The sequence below is a fragment of the Burkholderia sp. MS389 genome, assembly GCF_016899425.1.
GTDB classification, from domain to species: domain Bacteria; phylum Pseudomonadota; class Gammaproteobacteria; order Burkholderiales; family Burkholderiaceae; genus Burkholderia; species Burkholderia sola.
The window spans coordinates 3,361,534-3,376,017 of record NZ_CP045994.1 but is presented as its reverse complement, the minus strand read 5'-3'; the positions used below and the strand labels follow the sequence as shown (position 1 = coordinate 3,376,017).

Here is a 14,484-nt window from a genome sequence, read left to right as displayed (position 1 = left end):
TGAAAAAGCGCGAACCGGTTGCCGGTTCGCGCTTTTCGTTTGGCTCGACGACGCTCGCGTCGAGGGCGGCCGCGACGGCCGCCGCATCCGTCAGCGCGGGATGCCGAGCCGCGCCTTCGCGTCGTCGTACTCGCGCTTGAGCCGCTCGACGAGCGCACCCACGCTCGGCAGGTCGTCCATCAGGCCGACGCCCTGGCCGGCGCCCCAGATGTCCTTCCACGCCTTCGTCTTGTCGCTGCCGAAATTCATCTTGGTCTTGTCCGATTCCGGCAGCGCGTCCGGATCGAGGCCGGCCTTCTCGATGCTCTCGCGGATGTAGTTGCCGTGCACGCCCGTGAAGAGGTTCGTGTAGATGATGTCCGACGATTTCGCGTTCAGGATCGCGTGCTTGTAGTCGTCGATCGCGTGCGCTTCCTGCGTCGCGATGAAACGCGTGCCCATGTACGCGAAGTCCGCGCCCATCGCCTGCGCGGCGAGGATCGAGCCGCCGTTCGCGATCGAGCCGGACAGCACGATCGGGCCGTCGAAGATCTTGCGGACTTCGCCGACCAGCGCGAACGGCGACGTCGTGCCCGCGTGGCCGCCGGCGCCGGCCGCGACGAGGATCAGCCCGTCGACGCCCGCTTCGAGCGCCTTCTGCGCGTGGCGCAGGTTGATCACGTCGTGCAGCACGATGCCGCCGTAGCCGTGCACCGCGTCGACGATCTCGCGCGCCGGCGCGCGCAGGCTCGTGATGAAGATCGGCACCTTGTGCTCGACGCACACGCGCACGTCGTGCTCGAGCCGCGCGTTCGACTGGTGGACGATCTGGTTGACCGCGATCGGGCCGATCACCGCATCGGGATGTTTCGCCTTGTGGTCGGCGAGTTCCGCCTGGATCTGCGTGAGCCACTCGTCCAGTCGTTCGGCCGGACGCGCATTGAGCGCGGGGAACGAACCGACGATGCCCGCCTTGCATTGCGCTAGCACGAGTTCGGGGTAGCTGACGATGAACATCGGCGACGCGATGACGGGCAGCGTCAGGTTTTGCAGGACGGTGGGCAATGCCATGTGATGTCTCCAGTCTCCGGGGGCGTTGCGGTCGGACGATGATTCGAGTGTAGCGGCGGAACGCGTTCGTTCATATTAATACGAACGGTCGTGCGATTCTACGCGAGCTTAACAAACTCCGCGGTGTGCCGGCAATCGAGTGAGTGTTCTCTTTCTACGCTTTCGCGTGCTTACGCCGCTGTGAAGATGCGCCGGCGCTCATAAAATAGCCGCCATAACAAACCAACGAGAAACAAACCATGTCGTTTGAGGCGTTTGCACCGTTTCGCGTGACGGTGCAGGACACCGACATTTTCGGTGTCAAAGGAGGCGCGGGTCCGCCGCTGTTGTTGCTGCACGGCCATCCGCAGACCCACATGATCTGGCATCGCGTCGCCGCGACGCTCGCGAATCACTTCACGGTGATCGCCACCGACCTGCGCGGCTACGGCGCATCGGGCCGGCCGCCGAGCGACGCGCGGCACGCGCCGTATTCGAAACGCGCGATGGCGGCGGACCAGGTCGCCGTGATGCGGCATTTCGGCTTCGCGCAGTTCCACGTGTGCGCGCACGATCGCGGCGCGCGGGTCGCGCACCGGCTCGCGCTCGATCACGCGGAGGCCGTCGAGCGGATGATGCTGCTCGACATCGCGCCGACGCTCGCGATGTACGAGAAAACCGATCGCGCGTTCGCGACCGCGTATTTCCACTGGTTCTTCCTGATCCAGCCCGAGCCGCTGCCCGAGACGCTGATCGGCGCGCACACCGATGCGTACGTCGAGCGCGTGATGGGCAACCGGTCGGCCGGGCTGGCGCCATTCGCGCCCGAGGCGCTCGACGCGTACCGGGCGGCGCTCGCGCAGCCGGGCGCCGTGCATGCGATGTGCGAGGACTATCGCGCATCGGCGACGATCGATCTCGAGCACGATCGTGCGGACCTCGAACGCGGCAACAAGATCGCGTGCCCGCTGCGCGTGCTGTGGGGCGAGCACGGCGTCGTCGGCCGCTGCTTCGATCCGCTCGACGAGTGGCGTCGCGTCGCGCGCGACGTCAGCGGCCGCGCGCTCGACTGCGGGCACTACATTCCGGAAGAGGCGCCCGTCGCGCTGATCGACGAACTGCTCGCGTTCTTCGACGCGCGGGACGCGGCCGCGTGACGGGCTGGGCGGCGCGCGCCGCCGGCGGCCCGATGGTGCGCGCCGCGGCTCAGCGGTGCGCGTGGTCGTCCTCGACGAGCGGCGGCAGGCGGCGCGGCACGGGCGTCGATTTCACGATCGCGGTGCTCGTCTCCGCGCGCTCCGTCACCTTCGACAGGATGTCGTCGAGGTGCTCGATCGTGCGCAGGTAGAGCCGGCAGATGAAGCAGTCGTCGCCGGTCACCTTGTCGCATTCGACGAATTCGGGAATCCGCCGCAGCAATTCCTCGACCAGATGCAGTTGGCCCGGCAGCGGCTTCACGCGGACGATCGCCTGCAGCGTGTAGCCGAGCGCACGCGGGTCGAGCTCGACGGTGAACGCGGCGATCACGCCTTGCGCTTCCAGCCGGCGCACGCGGTCGGCCGTCGCGGGCGCCGACAGCCCGATCTGCCGCGCGAGTTCGCTGGTCGCGATGCGGGCGTCGTCGGCCAGCGCGGCGACGATTGCACGGTCGGTCGCGTCGAGCGACGCGACGGCGGGCGGGGAAAGGCGTTTCGGCATGATCGCTTTGCTTTCGAAGGTCAATCGGCTGATTCGCTTCAGTTTAGCCGTGGTTTCAGCGAAAGCAAGTTTCTAGAATCGAACTCATCCAAGCTCTTCAACGGAGTTCCTGATGGCCTCGAATGAAATTCGCCGCGGCGCCGCCGAGATGATCGTCGCGATGCTGATGTCCGGCACGATCGGCTGGCTCGTGATGTCGTCGCAGCAGCCGCTGACCAATGTCGTGTTCTTCCGCTGCGTGTTCGGCACGGCGACGCTCGCGATCGTCTGTGCGGCGTTCGGCTTCCTGCGCCGCTCGCTGTTCTCGCCGCGGATGCTCGTGCTCACGACGCTCGGCAGCCTCGCGATCGTCGCGAACTGGCTGCTGCTGTTCGCCGCGTATTCGCGCGCGTCGATCTCGATGGCGACCGCCGTCTACAACACGCAGCCGTTCATGCTCGTCGCGCTCGGCGCCATCGTGTTCCGCGAGCGGATCACCGCGTCGACGCTCGCGTGGCTCGCGCTCGCATTCGCCGGGCTCGTATTCGTGGTGCGCGTCGAACCGGCCGTGCTCGCGGTGCCCGGCGAATACCTGGAAGGGGTCGCGCTGTCGCTCGGCGCGGCGTTCCTGTACGCGATCTCGTCGATCATCACGAAGCACCTGAAGGGCACGCCGCCGCATCTGCTCGCGCTGCTGCAGGTCGGCCTCGGCATCCTGCTGCTCGCGCCGTTCGCGCACTTCGACACGTTGCCGGCGACGGCCGGGCAATGGGCCGACCTGATCGTGCTCGGCATCGTCAACACGGGGCTGATGTACGTGCTGCTGTACGGCGCGGTCCAGAAGCTGCCGACCGCGATGACGGGCGCGCTGTCGTTCGTCTATCCGGTCGTCGCGATCGCCGTCGATCGCGTCGCGTTCGGGCAGACGCTCGCGTGGACGCAGGTATTCGGCGCGCTCTTGATCCTGCTCGCGGCGGCCGGCGTGAACCTCGGCTGGCGCATCGTGCCGGCCCGTCGCACCGCGGTCGGCAACTGAAACGGTCAGAGGATTCGGCGCGGCGGCGCGCTCACGCCGCCGCGCGTCGAATGCGCGTGTCGCGAGTGAGGCGTGCCTGCGGAATGACGTCGCGCGGACGCCGTGCGCGTGCGCGAAAAGCGCTGTAAGAAGTTGTAGGGAAACACCCGATGCGATGCGCCCGCGTCGCTCGTATGATGCGGGCTGTGACGTTGATCACGTTCACAGGATTCCGATCTCGATGCCGTTCGCCCGTGAGGCTGAACGGCTTTTTTTTATGTCTCGCTGCCCGCGATCAGCCGCCGCCGCGCGTCGAGCCGCGCAAGCAGCGCGCGCCGCGCGTCGTCGTCCGACTCACGCCATCCCTTGATCTCGCCGCGCGTGCGCAGGCAGCCCGCGCACCAGTCGGTGCGCGGATCGATCCGGCAGACGTCGGTGCACGGCGACGCGACCGTGGCGACCGGCATCGTCACGTCGCTCATGCGGGCTCCCGCAACGCGACGTCCGCGACCGGCGCGCCCGTCAGCGACACGAGTTCGTGCGGCGACAGGTTGAACACCGCGTGCGGATGGCCGGCGGCGGCCCACAGGCTGTCGAGCGCGAGCAGGTCGGCGTCGATCAGCGTGACGGGTTCGACCAGATGGCCGATCGGGCAGACGCCGCCGATCGCATAGCCGGTGTTGTCGCGCACGAACTTCGCGTCCGCGCGGCCGACCGGGCCGACCTGCGCGGCGACCTTCTTTTCATCGACGCGGTTCACGCCGCTCGCGACGACCAGCACGGGCGCGCCGTCGGCCTGCCGGCGAAACAGGATCGACTTCGCGATCTGCGCGACCGAGCAGCCGAGCCCGGCCGCGGCCTCGGCCGACGTCTTGCCGGTTTCGGCGAGCATCACGATGCCTTTCGCATGGCCGCGCTCGCGCAGCAGCAGCGCGACGCGTCGCGCGGAATCGGGGAGGGAATCGAATGAAGCGGGTGTCGTCATGGGGAGGCGTCCGTGGGAGGGCGTGATCAGACGCAGTTCGCGGCGTCGGCCGCGCCCTGCGCCCTGGCAAGCAGTGCACGACCGGCGCGCGACACGTTCGCGCGGCCGATCGCGTTCGAGATGAAGTCGCCGGCCGCGACGACCTGCGCGAGATCGATGCCGGTCTCGATGCCGAGGCCTTGCATCAGGTACAGCACGTCCTCGGTCGCGACGTTGCCGGTCGCGCCCTTCGCGTACGGGCAGCCGCCGAGGCCCGCGACCGACGCGTGGAAGATCTCGATCCCTTCGAACAGCGCCGCGTAGATGTTCGCGAGCGCCTGGCCGTAGGTGTCGTGGAAATGGCCCGACAGCCGTTCACGCGGGAACACGCGCGTGACCGCGGAGAGCACCTCCCGCGTGCGCTTCGGCGTGCCGACGCCGATCGTGTCGGCGATGTCGATCTCGTCGCAGCCGAGCGCGGCGAAGCGTTCGACGACGTCGACGACCGACGCGACCGGCACCTCGCCTTGATACGGGCAGCCGAGCGAGCACGACACGCTGCCGCGCAGTCGCAGACCCGCGTCCTTCGCGGCCTTCGCGACGGGCTCGAAGCGCGCGATGCTCTCGGCGATGCTGCAGTTGATGTTCCGCTGCGAGAACGCTTCGCTCGCCGCGCCGAAGATCACGACCTCGTCGGCGCGCGCGGCGACCGCGTTCTCGAAACCCTTCAGGTTCGGCGTGAGCACCGAGTACACGGTGCCCGCGCGGCGCTCGATGCCGGCCATCACGTCGGCGCCGTCGGCCATCTGCGGCACCCATTTCGGCGACACGAACGATGCGGCCTCGACGTTGCGGAAGCCGGCGCGCGACAGCCGGTCGACGAGTGCGATCTTCACGTCGGTCGGCACGAAGGTCTTCTCGTTCTGCAGGCCGTCGCGCGGGCCGACTTCGACGATCTTGACGGCGGTGGGGAACGTCATGGTTGTCTCCGGTTTCGTGTAGGGCGGAATTCAGTAGCCGCGTGCGTAGTCGACGATCCCGCTGACGGGCGCGCCGCGCTCGAACGCGCGGATCTTGCCGGCGATCTGCTCGACGGCTTCCGCGCGCAGCGTCTCGGCCGAGCTGTGCGGCGTGATCGTGATGCGCGGCGCGCGCCAGAACGGATGGTCGTCAGGCAGCGGCTCGTGCTGGAACACGTCGAGCGTGGCCGCGGCGACCTGGCCGCTCGCGAGCGCGTCGAGCAGGTCGGCTTCGACGAGATGCGCGCCGCGCGCGACGTTGACGACGTACGCGCCGCGCGCGAGCCGCGCGAACGCGCGCGCCGACAGGATGCCGTCGGTGTCGCGCGTGCTCGGCAGCAGGTTGACGAGCACCTTCGCGCCGTCGATGCACGCGTCGAACGCGCCGTCGCCGGCGAAGGTCGCGATGCCGTCGAGCTGCTTCGCACTGCGGCTGTAGCCGCGCACCGGCAGGCCGAGCGCGGCGAGCGCGCGGGCGACCTCGGCGCCGAGCACGCCGAGGCCGAGGACCGCGACGGTGAAGCTCGCGCGCGCATGCGGTTCGAGCGGCTGCCAGCGGCGTTCGCGCTGTTGCAGGTCGTATTCGTCGAAGCGGCGCAGGTAGCGCAGCACCGCGTGCGTCACGTATTCGACCATCTGCTGCGCCATGCCCGAATCCTCGAGCCGCACCAGCGGCACGTGTGCGGGCAGCGTGCCCGGATGCGCGCGGTCGAGCGCGAGCAGCGCATCGACGCCCGCGCCGAGGTTGAAGATCGCGCGCAGGCCGTCGCGCGGCGCGAAGAACTCGCGCGGTGCGCGCCACACGAGCGCGTAGTCGGCGGCGGCCGTATCGCCCGGCTGCCACGCGCGCAGTTCGGCTTCCGGCAGCGCCCGCGCGATCTCGTCGCGCCATGCGCCGGCTTCCTGATGCGGTGAATGGAACAGGATCTTCATTGCGTGACGGCGCGCGCGCCGGCGAGGCGCGTCACGGGAACGGCGAGCGAAGCCGGGCGCGGCGCGCCGGCGGACGTAGCGGACATTGGACGACTCCTGACGAACGGCCCGGCGCGTCGGCGCGGGGACCCGTTCCGTGTGACGCTGACGGGAAGCCCACATTCTACGGTTTCGCCGCACATTGCGCCGTCGGTGCGGGCCATGCGGCCCATGCGGCTGGCTTGGGCCGCCGTCGCGCAGTCGCCGGGCCGCCGCCGGTCACCGCGCCGCGCAAAAGCAAAGCACAAAATATTGGTTCGGCTGCCGCGTACGCGACGCCACAATCGAACCTCGTCTTCAAGCAAGCGAGGGCAATCATGCGCGCATGCAGCAAATCGGCGTGGCCGCCGCGGCTCGTCACCGTCCCGGGCCTGCACGGCAGCGAAGGCGCCCACTGGCAGACCTGGCTCGAGCGGCAGTTCCCGCGCGCGTTGCGGGTCGAGCAGCACGACTGGGATGCGCCCGATCTCGCGGGGTGGGCGCAAGCGGTGCGCGCGCTGCTCGATCGCGAGCGCGGCCCGTTCGTGCTCGCCGCGCACAGCTTCGGCTGCCTTGCGACCGCGCATGCGCTCGCGCAGTGGCCGCACGTCGGCGATGTCGCGGGCGTGCTGTTCGTCGCGCCGGCGAGCCCGAAGAAATTCACGTTTGCCGGGCCGTTCGACGCACGCCGGCTCGCGGTGCCGTCGATCGTGATCGGCAGCGAGACCGATCCGTGGATGCCGCTCGGCGATGCGCGCACGCTCGCGCAGCGCCTGGGTAGCGCGTTCGTGAACCTCGGCGATGCCGGGCACATCAACACGGCGGCCGGCTACGGGCCGTGGCCGCGCGCGAAATACTTCATCGACACGCTGGTGCATTGCGCGGCGCCGCTGCGTTTTCGCGACGCGGACGACGGCTTCGAGGCCGCGCTCGTCGATCGCGCGCTCGCGCACGCGGTCTGACGGGCCGGTTGCGCGGCGCATGCCGCGCGGTGGCTGTCGCGGTAGGGCGGGCCGTCGCGCTTGCAATGCGCAGGCGGGCCTCATGGCCCTGACGGCCGCGGCCGGGTCCGAATCGCTCGGCCGGCCGTACCCGACGTGGCCCGCGAAGCGGCGCGACACCGTGCCGTTCGCGCCGTCGCCGACCGTTACGTCATGTCAGTGGCGGCTCGACGCGCGCGCCCACTGCGCTGCCTGAACAGTACCGACTCCTATCACGTGGCAGCGGGATCAGCCCGGCGACGACGCGGCGGCGCTTGAAGCGGCTGCGTTCCCAGTGGGCGTCGCATCGTCGTCGTCATCGGGCGGGTAATGCACGACGGGCGGCGCGAGCGGCGCGGCCTCGGATGCGACGGTATTCGCGGTCGCGTCGCTGTTGAACGCGCTGGCGGCGCCGCTCGATGCGCCGGCCTGCGGCACGGTGTCGGTCGCGTGGGCGTCGTGCGGTGCGTCGTCGCTGCACGCGGCGACGAACACGGCGGTACACAGAACGACGGCGACGGAAACGCGACGCATGACTTCTCTCCTGGCAGGCTGATCGGGAAACGTTTTCGAGTATGCGGGCGCGATGCGACGTTTCGGTGAATCGTTTGCGATTCCGGCGCGATCGCGAAATGGTTTCGTCCGGCTGACCGAATGCCGTCGCGGCGATCCACCGGCACGCATGGCGGAATTTTCCAGCAGAGGCGGATGCTGCGCGCATTTACACGGCGCGCCACGCCGCGACCCGGCCACGGCGACGCGGGCGCCATGCGCGGCATCGCAAACGCGATCGGCAACTTGCGACCGATGCGCGGCCGGCCGCGCCCAAAAATCGGGCGTTATTGCCGCTTCGTCAGCGAACGGCCAGCCGCGCGCCAGCGTGGCGTCATGGAAGCGTTCTCACCGCCAACTCGGTCCGTCTGCTGCCCGGTGCGCGCCGCGCACGATGGCCGGCGCTGCACCTGTATGCGGCCCCCCGCAGTTTCGCGGCACCCGAATTGCTCGTTGCCGATGCGCGTGCCGACCGCGCTGCCATCCGGGCACGCGGCGCACACCCGCGTCCATCAACCACGGAGCGAGCAGAAGCCATGTCCAGCGATCGATCCGATTCCCCGTCCGCCGAACCGGCGCGCGACGCTGCCCCGTCGCCGCTCGGGCCCGGCCGTTCAGCGCCGCTGCCGTTGCCGCACGATACGCCGTCCAGCGCCGCGCGGCGCCGTTTCCTGCAATCCGCGGCGGCTGCCGCGACCGTCAGCGCCGCATCGCACGTTCATCCGCAGTCGCCGCACGCGGCGTCCACGCCGGCCGCGCCCCGCCGCGATACGGTGCCGGCCCGGCCCGTGCATCTCGACATCAACGGGCGCGCATACACGCTGCAGCTCGAACCGCGCGTCACGCTGCTCGACGCACTGCGCGAATACGCGGGCCTCACGGGTACGAAGAAGGGCTGCGATCGCGGGCAGTGCGGCGCGTGCACGGTGCTCGTCGACGGCCGGCGCATCAACGCGTGCCTGACGCTCGCGGTGATGCACGAGGGCGAGCGGATCACGACCGTCGAAGGGCTGGCGCGCGGCGGCGTGTTGAGCCCGGTGCAGCGTGCGTTCGTCGAATGCGATGCGTTCCAGTGCGGCTACTGCACGTCCGGCCAGCTCTGCTCGGCGACCGCGCTGCTCGACGAGTTCGCGGCGGGGGCCGGGAGCGCCGCCACGGATGACGTGCGGCGCCGTCCCGCGCAGCTGTCGGACGACGAGATCCGCGAGCGCATGAGCGGCAACCTGTGCCGCTGCGGCGCGTACCCGAACATCGTCGCCGCCGTGCGCGCCGCGCATGCGGCGCACGGCTAGGCGGGGAGGGCACCGCAATGGAAGCAATCTCCTACGAACGCGCGACCGACGTCGCCGGCGCCGTGCGCGCGGCGCAGCGGCTGGGCGCGGCCTTCATCGGCGGCGGCACGAACCTGCTGGACCTGATGAAGGGCGGCGTCGCGCGGCCCGTCACGCTCATCGACATCACGCGGATCGCGGGCCTCGATACGGTCGATGCGCTGCCCGGCGGCGGCGTGCGCATCGGTGCGCTCGTGCGCAACAGCGATGCGGCCGATCATCCGCGCGTGCGCGCCGACTATCCGCTGCTGTCGCAGGCGCTGCTCGCTGGCGCGTCCGCGCAATTGCGCAACATGGCGACCGTCGGCGGCAACCTGATGCAGCGCACGCGCTGCCCGTATTTCTACGACCCCGCGTTCGCGCAATGCAACAAGCGCGAGCCGGGCAGCGGCTGCGCGGCGATCGGCGGCCACAACCGGATGCACGCGATCCTCGGTGCGAGCCCGCAGTGCGTGGCGGTGAACCCGTCGGACATGAGCGTCGCGCTCGCCGCGCTCGATGCGGTCGTGCAGGTGAGCGGCCCGCGCGGTGCACGGCAGATTCCGATCGCGTCGTTTCACCGCTTGCCGGGCGATCGTCCCGATCTCGACACGACGCTCGAACCGGGCGAACTGATCACCGCGGTGGACTTGCCGCCGCCGCGCTTTGCCGACCATGCGCACTATCTGAAGGTGCGCGATCGCGCGAGCTACGCGTTCGCGCTGGTGTCGGTCGCGGCCGCCCTGCGGATGGAGGGCCCGCGCGTCGCCGACGCGCGAATCGCGCTCGGCGGCGTCGCGCACAAGCCGTTGCGTGCAACGGAAGCGGAAGCGCATCTCGTTGGCCGCACGCCGACCGACGCGACGCTGCGCGAGGCGGCCGCGCTGGCATTGCGCGATGCGCGTCCGCTCGACGGCAATGGCTTCAAGGTCGCGCTCGCGCAGCGGGCGATCGTCCGTGCGGTCGAAACGGCAGCCGCCATGACGGGAGGTGCCGCATGAACACGATGACGGGACAGCCGCTCGACCGTGTCGACGGTGTACTGAAGGTGACGGGCGGCGCGCACTACGCGGCCGAATTCTCCGATACGCGGCTCGCGCACGCGGTGCTCGTCACGAGCACGATCGCATCCGGCAGGATCGAGTCGATCGATGCGGCGCGCGCCCGCGCGATGCCGGGCGTGCTGATCGTGATCACGCACGAGAACGCGATGCGGCTGCCCAACGGCGGCCGGCCGCCGCTGTCGCCGCCGGCCGGGCGCCGCCTCACGTTGCTGCAGGACGACACGGTGCGCTACAGCAACGAACCCGTCGCGGTCGTCGTCGCCGAAACGCTCGAGCAGGCGACCGACGCCGCCCATGCCGTGCAGGTGCGCTATCGCGCGACCGATGCCGTCGCGGATTTCGCGCACGCGAAGCGCGGCGCGCGCATGCCGCCGAAGCAGCAGGGCCGCGCGATGGATACGCAGCGCGGGGACGTCGATGCAGGCCTGCGCGAAGGCGCGGTGCACATCGACGCGACCTATACGACGCCGATGCAGCACCACAACCCGATCGAGCCGCACGCGACGATGGCGCGCTGGGACGGCCCGACGCTCACGCTGCACGATGCGACGCAGGGCGTGTCGGGCGCGAGCACGGCGGTGGCCGCCGTGTTCGGCATCGCACCGGAACACGTGCGCGTGATTTCGCCGTTTCTCGGCGGCGGCTTCGGCTGCAAGGGCTCGTCGTGGTCGCACGTGTCGTTGTGCGCGATGGCCGCGAAGCAGGTCGGGCGCCCGGTTCGCCTCGCATTGACGCGGCCGCAGATGTTCGGCTCGGTCGGCGGGCGGCCGTTCACCGAACAGCGCATCGTGCTGGCCGCTCGCCAGGACGGCACGTTGACGGCGATGCGCCACGACACGATCGCCACCACGTCGACGTTCGAGGACTGGATGGAAATGTGCGGGATGCCGTCGCGGATCATGTACGCGGTGCCGAACCACGCGACCACGCACCGGATTGTGCCGCTGAACGTCGGCACGCCGACGTTCATGCGCGCGCCCGGCGAGGCGTCGGGCTCGTTCGCGCTCGAATCGGCGATGGACGAGCTCGCGTGGCAACTCGGCATGGACCCGGTCGCGCTGCGGCTCGCGAATTACGCGGAAGTCGATCCGCAGGACGGCAAGCCGTGGTCGAGCAACAAGCTGCGCGAATGCTACGAGGTCGGCGCGCGGCGCTTCGGCTGGTCGCGCCGCACCGGCGCGCCGCGCACGCTGCGCGACGGCGACACGCTGATCGGCCTCGGGATGGCGGCCGCCACGTATCCGGCGAACCGCAGCGAAGCGTCGGCGCGGGCGCGCATCCTGCCGGACGGCACGGCCGAGGTCGCGTCGGGCACGCAGGACATCGGCACCGGCACCTATACGGTGATGACGCAAGTCGCGGCCGACGCGCTCGGTTTCGCGCCGCAGAACGTGCGCTTCGCGCTCGGCGACTCGAGCCTGCCGCGCGCGCCGGTATCGGGCGGCTCGCAGTCGGCGGCGAGCGTGGCGCCCGCCGTGCGCGAGGCCGCGCTGCAGGCGCGCGCGAAGCTGATCGCGCTGGCGATCGCCGATCCGGGTTCGCCGCTGCACGGCGCCGCGGCCGATGACGTGACGGTCGACAACGGCTGGGTCGTGCATCGCGGCGAGCCGTCGCGGCGCGATCCGGCCGCGGCGGTGATCGCGCGTGCGGGCGGCCGGCCGATCGACGCGCAGGCGACGACGAAGCCGGGCGACGAGAAGTCGCGTTATGCATCCCATTCGTTCGGCGCGGTGTTTGCCGAAGTGCGCGTCGATGCCGAACTCGGCACGATTCGCGTACCGCGCATCGTCGGCGTCTACAGCGTCGGCCGCCTGCTCAACGCGAAAACGGCACGCAGCCAGCTGATCGGCGGGATGGTGTGGGGGCTCGGCACCGCGCTCGAGGAGGGTTCGCATCTCGACGTGCGGTACGGCCGCTTCACGAACGCGAATCTCGCCGAATATCACGTGCCCGTGAACGCGGACATCGGCGAGCTCGACGTGAGTTTCGTCGACGAAAACGACACGCATTTCAATCCGCTCGGCATTCGCGGCATCGGCGAGATCGGCATCACCGGCGTGCCGGCCGCGATCGCCAATGCGGTCTATCACGCGACCGGCGTGCGGGTGCGCGATCTGCCGATCACGCTCGACAAGGTGGCGATGCCGATGCGCGCGTGAGCGTCGCCGTCGGCGTCAGCGCCGCGGCGTCCTGCGCCGCACTTCGCCGCGCAGCCAGTCGAGCCACGTGCGGATCACCGCTTCCTGAGGATGGCCGGGGCGCCACACGACGTAGTGCGCGTACACGTCGGCGATGCGCACCGTCGACACGCGCACGAGCGTGCCGTCAGCGAGTTCGGGCTCGATCAGCGAGCGGCGCGCGAGGGCGACGCCGCGGCCTTGCAGCGCGGCGTCGATCAGCGCGTTCGCATCGGTGAAGCGCGGTGCGCGCGCAGATTCGGTGAGGTCGAGCCGCGCGGCCTGGAACCACGGTTCCCACGGCTGCGCGGGATGGCGCAGCAGCGTCGCGCGCACGAGGTCGGCCGGCGTGCGCGGGGCGACGCCGTCGCGATTGCGGTACGCGGGGCTCGCGACCGGAAAGATCGTCTCGTTCATCAGCTTCTCGGCGACGACGCCGGGCCACGTGCCGGGCCCGTAGCGCAGCGCGACGTCGATGCGGTCGCGCTTGCGCAGCGGCGCGAGCGCGACGTTCGGATGCAGCACGATCGCGATGTGCGGGTGTGCCGCCGAGAAGCGCGGCAGGCGCGGCGCGAGCCAGCGCTCGGCGACGCTCGGCAGCACGCTCACGTTCAGCGTCACGTCGCAGGTGCGCGGGCGGCTGCGCACCGTCAGCGCGGGTTCGAACGCGCGTTCGAGCACGCTCAGGCCCTGGCGCACCTGCAATGCGAGCGCGTGCGCGGCATGCGTCGGCGTCGCGCCGTTGCGTTCGCGCGTGAACAGCGGATAGCCGAGCTGCGCCTCGAGCGCGCGGATGTGCTGGCTGACCGCGCCTTGCGTGAGCGCGAGCTCGTCGGCCGCGCGCGTGAAGCTCTGCAGCCGCACGGCGGCTTCGAACGCGCGCAGCGTCTGCAGCGGAGGGAGGTGGATGCGTCGCATGCGGGTATTAGTAACACTAATGTCCGAGCACGACAATTCATCGTTTGTCGCGCATCGGCATGCGTTCCTACACTCGGTTCCGTCTTCCACAGCCCGTCACGCCAAGCCGCCATGAACGCCTATCGTCTCTATCTTTCGCCGGGCGCCTGCTCGCTCGCCGCCCACATCGCGCTGGAGGAAACCGGCGCGCCGTTCGACGTCGAAATCGTCTCGGTGAAGGAGCGGCAGAACCTCGACGCGCGCTATCTCGCGATCAACCCGAAGGCGCGCGTACCCGTGCTCGCGATTCCGGGCGAGCCGCGCGTGCTGACCGAAACGCCGGCGATCCTCACGTATCTCGCACGCCGCTATCCAGACGCGCAATTGCTGCCGCTCGTCGATCCGCTGCGCGAGGCGCGGTGCCACGAATGGCTCGCCTGGCTGGTCGGCTGGGTGCACGGCGTCGGCTACGGCGCGCTGTGGCGGCCCGGTCGCTTCATCGACGATCCGGCGCTGCACGGCGCGGTCAGCGCGCACGGACGCAGCACGATCGACGCCGCGAACGCGTCGATCGAAGCTCTGCTGGCCGACGGCCGCACGTGGGCCGAGCCGGGTGCGCATTCGATCGTCGATCCGTTCCTGCTCGTGCTGTATCGCTGGGGCGTCGCGATCGGGCTCGACATGACGCGGCATCCCGCATGGACCGTGCATGCACAGCGCGAGGCCGAACGGCCGGCCGCGCGGCGTGCGCTGGCGCGCGAGGCGGTTTGACACGGCGGCGCGCGGGCAGCCGGCGGCGCGGCCGTTCCGTGCGGCGGTTCGTTCGGACCGCGAAGTTCGGACGTGTCC

At 70.3% G+C, this 14,484-nt stretch carries 16 protein-coding genes; 8 read left to right on the top strand and 8 right to left on the bottom strand.

Going from position 1 to position 14,484, the window contains the following annotated elements; all coding sequences use genetic code 11:
* Window positions 1-90: 90 nt before the first annotated feature.
* Window positions 91-1,050 (bottom strand): nitronate monooxygenase family protein, encoded by a 960-nt coding sequence (locus tag GJG85_RS15685; protein WP_050014310.1) that lies wholly within the window; start codon window positions 1,048-1,050, stop codon window positions 91-93.
* A gap of 239 nt (window positions 1,051-1,289) precedes the next feature.
* Here GJG85_RS15685 and GJG85_RS15680 point away from each other — a divergent pair, with 239 nt between their 5' ends.
* The gene (locus GJG85_RS15680) at window positions 1,290-2,186 is read left to right on the top strand and encodes an alpha/beta hydrolase (RefSeq protein WP_050014311.1); all 897 of its coding nucleotides are present in this window, start codon (window positions 1,290-1,292) and stop codon (window positions 2,184-2,186) included.
* Window positions 2,187-2,235: 49 nt separating this feature from the next.
* On the opposite strand, the gene GJG85_RS15675 is transcribed toward GJG85_RS15680, so the two are convergent.
* On the bottom strand, window positions 2,236-2,727 hold the full coding sequence (locus GJG85_RS15675; protein WP_050014344.1) for an Lrp/AsnC family transcriptional regulator: 492 nt from the start codon (window positions 2,725-2,727) through the stop codon (window positions 2,236-2,238).
* Window positions 2,728-2,839: 112 nt separating this feature from the next.
* Between GJG85_RS15675 and GJG85_RS15670 the strand changes: the two genes are divergently transcribed.
* Window positions 2,840-3,742 carry a DMT family transporter gene (locus tag GJG85_RS15670; protein ID WP_069620148.1) on the top strand — a complete coding sequence of 301 codons (903 nt, stop codon included), beginning with the start codon at window positions 2,840-2,842 and terminating at the stop codon, window positions 3,740-3,742.
* A 254-nt stretch (window positions 3,743-3,996) separates the two neighbouring features.
* Here GJG85_RS15670 and GJG85_RS15665 read toward each other — a convergent pair whose 3' ends face one another.
* The 4 genes from GJG85_RS15665 to GJG85_RS15650 are packed head-to-tail and all read right to left on the bottom strand — an operon-like array spanning window position 3,997 to window position 6,637.
* Window positions 3,997-4,203 carry a DUF1289 domain-containing protein gene (locus tag GJG85_RS15665; protein WP_006477621.1) on the bottom strand — a complete coding sequence of 69 codons (207 nt, stop codon included), beginning with the start codon at window positions 4,201-4,203 and terminating at the stop codon, window positions 3,997-3,999.
* Entirely contained in the window at window positions 4,200-4,706 is a 507-nt protein-coding gene (locus GJG85_RS15660; protein WP_089488878.1) for a YbaK/EbsC family protein, read from the bottom strand. The genes GJG85_RS15665 and GJG85_RS15660 overlap by 4 nt, the downstream gene beginning before the upstream one ends.
* Window positions 4,707-4,732: 26 nt before the next feature.
* On the bottom strand, window positions 4,733-5,665 hold the full coding sequence (locus GJG85_RS15655; RefSeq protein ID WP_089488877.1) for a hydroxymethylglutaryl-CoA lyase: 933 nt from the start codon (window positions 5,663-5,665) through the stop codon (window positions 4,733-4,735).
* A 30-nt stretch (window positions 5,666-5,695) separates the two neighbouring features.
* Window positions 5,696-6,637 (bottom strand): glyoxylate/hydroxypyruvate reductase A, encoded by a 942-nt coding sequence (locus GJG85_RS15650; RefSeq protein WP_050014316.1) that lies wholly within the window; start codon window positions 6,635-6,637, stop codon window positions 5,696-5,698.
* A 356-nt stretch (window positions 6,638-6,993) separates the two neighbouring features.
* On the opposite strand from GJG85_RS15650, the gene GJG85_RS15645 reads away from it, so the two are divergent.
* Both GJG85_RS15645 and GJG85_RS15640 read left to right on the top strand, forming a co-directional pair.
* On the top strand, window positions 6,994-7,617 hold the full coding sequence (locus GJG85_RS15645; protein WP_050014317.1) for an alpha/beta hydrolase: 624 nt from the start codon (window positions 6,994-6,996) through the stop codon (window positions 7,615-7,617).
* An 82-nt stretch (window positions 7,618-7,699) separates the two neighbouring features.
* A complete protein-coding gene (locus GJG85_RS15640) occupies window positions 7,700-7,852 on the top strand; it encodes a hypothetical protein (protein ID WP_160300514.1) in 153 nt (50 codons plus the stop codon).
* Window positions 7,853-7,884: 32 nt separating this feature from the next.
* Here GJG85_RS15640 and GJG85_RS15635 read toward each other — a convergent pair whose 3' ends face one another.
* A complete protein-coding gene (locus tag GJG85_RS15635; RefSeq protein WP_050014318.1) occupies window positions 7,885-8,169 on the bottom strand; it encodes a hypothetical protein in 285 nt (94 codons plus the stop codon).
* A gap of 554 nt (window positions 8,170-8,723) precedes the next feature.
* Here GJG85_RS15635 and GJG85_RS15630 point away from each other — a divergent pair.
* Genes GJG85_RS15630 through GJG85_RS15620 form a run of 3 tightly spaced genes read left to right on the top strand, consistent with a single transcriptional unit; the run spans window position 8,724 to window position 12,720 of the window.
* The gene (locus tag GJG85_RS15630) at window positions 8,724-9,479 is read left to right on the top strand and encodes a 2Fe-2S iron-sulfur cluster-binding protein (protein ID WP_050014319.1); all 756 of its coding nucleotides are present in this window, start codon (window positions 8,724-8,726) and stop codon (window positions 9,477-9,479) included.
* A gap of 17 nt (window positions 9,480-9,496) precedes the next feature.
* Entirely contained in the window at window positions 9,497-10,498 is a 1,002-nt protein-coding gene (locus GJG85_RS15625) for a xanthine dehydrogenase family protein subunit M (protein ID WP_050014320.1), read from the top strand.
* Window positions 10,495-12,720 (top strand): xanthine dehydrogenase family protein molybdopterin-binding subunit, encoded by a 2,226-nt coding sequence (locus GJG85_RS15620; RefSeq protein ID WP_089488875.1) that lies wholly within the window; start codon window positions 10,495-10,497, stop codon window positions 12,718-12,720. Before GJG85_RS15625 ends, GJG85_RS15620 begins: the two co-directional genes overlap by 4 nt.
* Window positions 12,721-12,735: 15 nt before the next feature.
* On the opposite strand, the gene GJG85_RS15615 is transcribed toward GJG85_RS15620, so the two are convergent.
* Complete coding sequence (locus GJG85_RS15615; RefSeq protein ID WP_050014322.1) at window positions 12,736-13,656, bottom strand: LysR substrate-binding domain-containing protein; 921 nt, start codon at window positions 13,654-13,656, stop codon at window positions 12,736-12,738.
* 111 nt (window positions 13,657-13,767) lie between these two features.
* On the opposite strand from GJG85_RS15615, the gene GJG85_RS15610 reads away from it, so the two are divergent.
* Window positions 13,768-14,406 carry a glutathione S-transferase gene (locus GJG85_RS15610; RefSeq protein WP_050014323.1) on the top strand — a complete coding sequence of 213 codons (639 nt, stop codon included), beginning with the start codon at window positions 13,768-13,770 and terminating at the stop codon, window positions 14,404-14,406.
* Window positions 14,407-14,484 lie beyond the last annotated feature (78 nt).

Bases quoted from the DNA above. Each gene is read 5' to 3' on its own strand.
- GJG85_RS15645 (WP_050014317.1), top strand. From the start codon at position 6,994: ATGCGCGCATGCAGCAAATCGGCGTGGCCGCCGCGGCTCGTCACCGTC.
- GJG85_RS15665 (WP_006477621.1), bottom strand. From the start codon at position 4,203: ATGAGCGACGTGACGATGCCGGTCGCCACGGTCGCGTCGCCGTGCACC.
- GJG85_RS15670 (WP_069620148.1), top strand. From the start codon at position 2,840: ATGGCCTCGAATGAAATTCGCCGCGGCGCCGCCGAGATGATCGTCGCG.
- GJG85_RS15635 (WP_050014318.1), bottom strand. From the start codon at position 8,169: ATGCGTCGCGTTTCCGTCGCCGTCGTTCTGTGTACCGCCGTGTTCGTC.
- GJG85_RS15650 (WP_050014316.1), bottom strand. From the start codon at position 6,637: ATGAAGATCCTGTTCCATTCACCGCATCAGGAAGCCGGCGCATGGCGC.
- GJG85_RS15680 (WP_050014311.1), top strand. From the start codon at position 1,290: ATGTCGTTTGAGGCGTTTGCACCGTTTCGCGTGACGGTGCAGGACACC.
- GJG85_RS15660 (WP_089488878.1), bottom strand. From the start codon at position 4,706: ATGACGACACCCGCTTCATTCGATTCCCTCCCCGATTCCGCGCGACGC.
- GJG85_RS15685 (WP_050014310.1), bottom strand. From the start codon at position 1,050: ATGGCATTGCCCACCGTCCTGCAAAACCTGACGCTGCCCGTCATCGCG.
- GJG85_RS15625 (WP_050014320.1), top strand. From the start codon at position 9,497: ATGGAAGCAATCTCCTACGAACGCGCGACCGACGTCGCCGGCGCCGTG.
- GJG85_RS15615 (WP_050014322.1), bottom strand. From the start codon at position 13,656: ATGCGACGCATCCACCTCCCTCCGCTGCAGACGCTGCGCGCGTTCGAA.
- GJG85_RS15610 (WP_050014323.1), top strand. From the start codon at position 13,768: ATGAACGCCTATCGTCTCTATCTTTCGCCGGGCGCCTGCTCGCTCGCC.
- GJG85_RS15630 (WP_050014319.1), top strand. From the start codon at position 8,724: ATGTCCAGCGATCGATCCGATTCCCCGTCCGCCGAACCGGCGCGCGAC.
- GJG85_RS15675 (WP_050014344.1), bottom strand. From the start codon at position 2,727: ATGCCGAAACGCCTTTCCCCGCCCGCCGTCGCGTCGCTCGACGCGACC.
- GJG85_RS15640 (WP_160300514.1), top strand. From the start codon at position 7,700: ATGGCCCTGACGGCCGCGGCCGGGTCCGAATCGCTCGGCCGGCCGTAC.
- GJG85_RS15620 (WP_089488875.1), top strand. From the start codon at position 10,495: ATGAACACGATGACGGGACAGCCGCTCGACCGTGTCGACGGTGTACTG.
- GJG85_RS15655 (WP_089488877.1), bottom strand. From the start codon at position 5,665: ATGACGTTCCCCACCGCCGTCAAGATCGTCGAAGTCGGCCCGCGCGAC.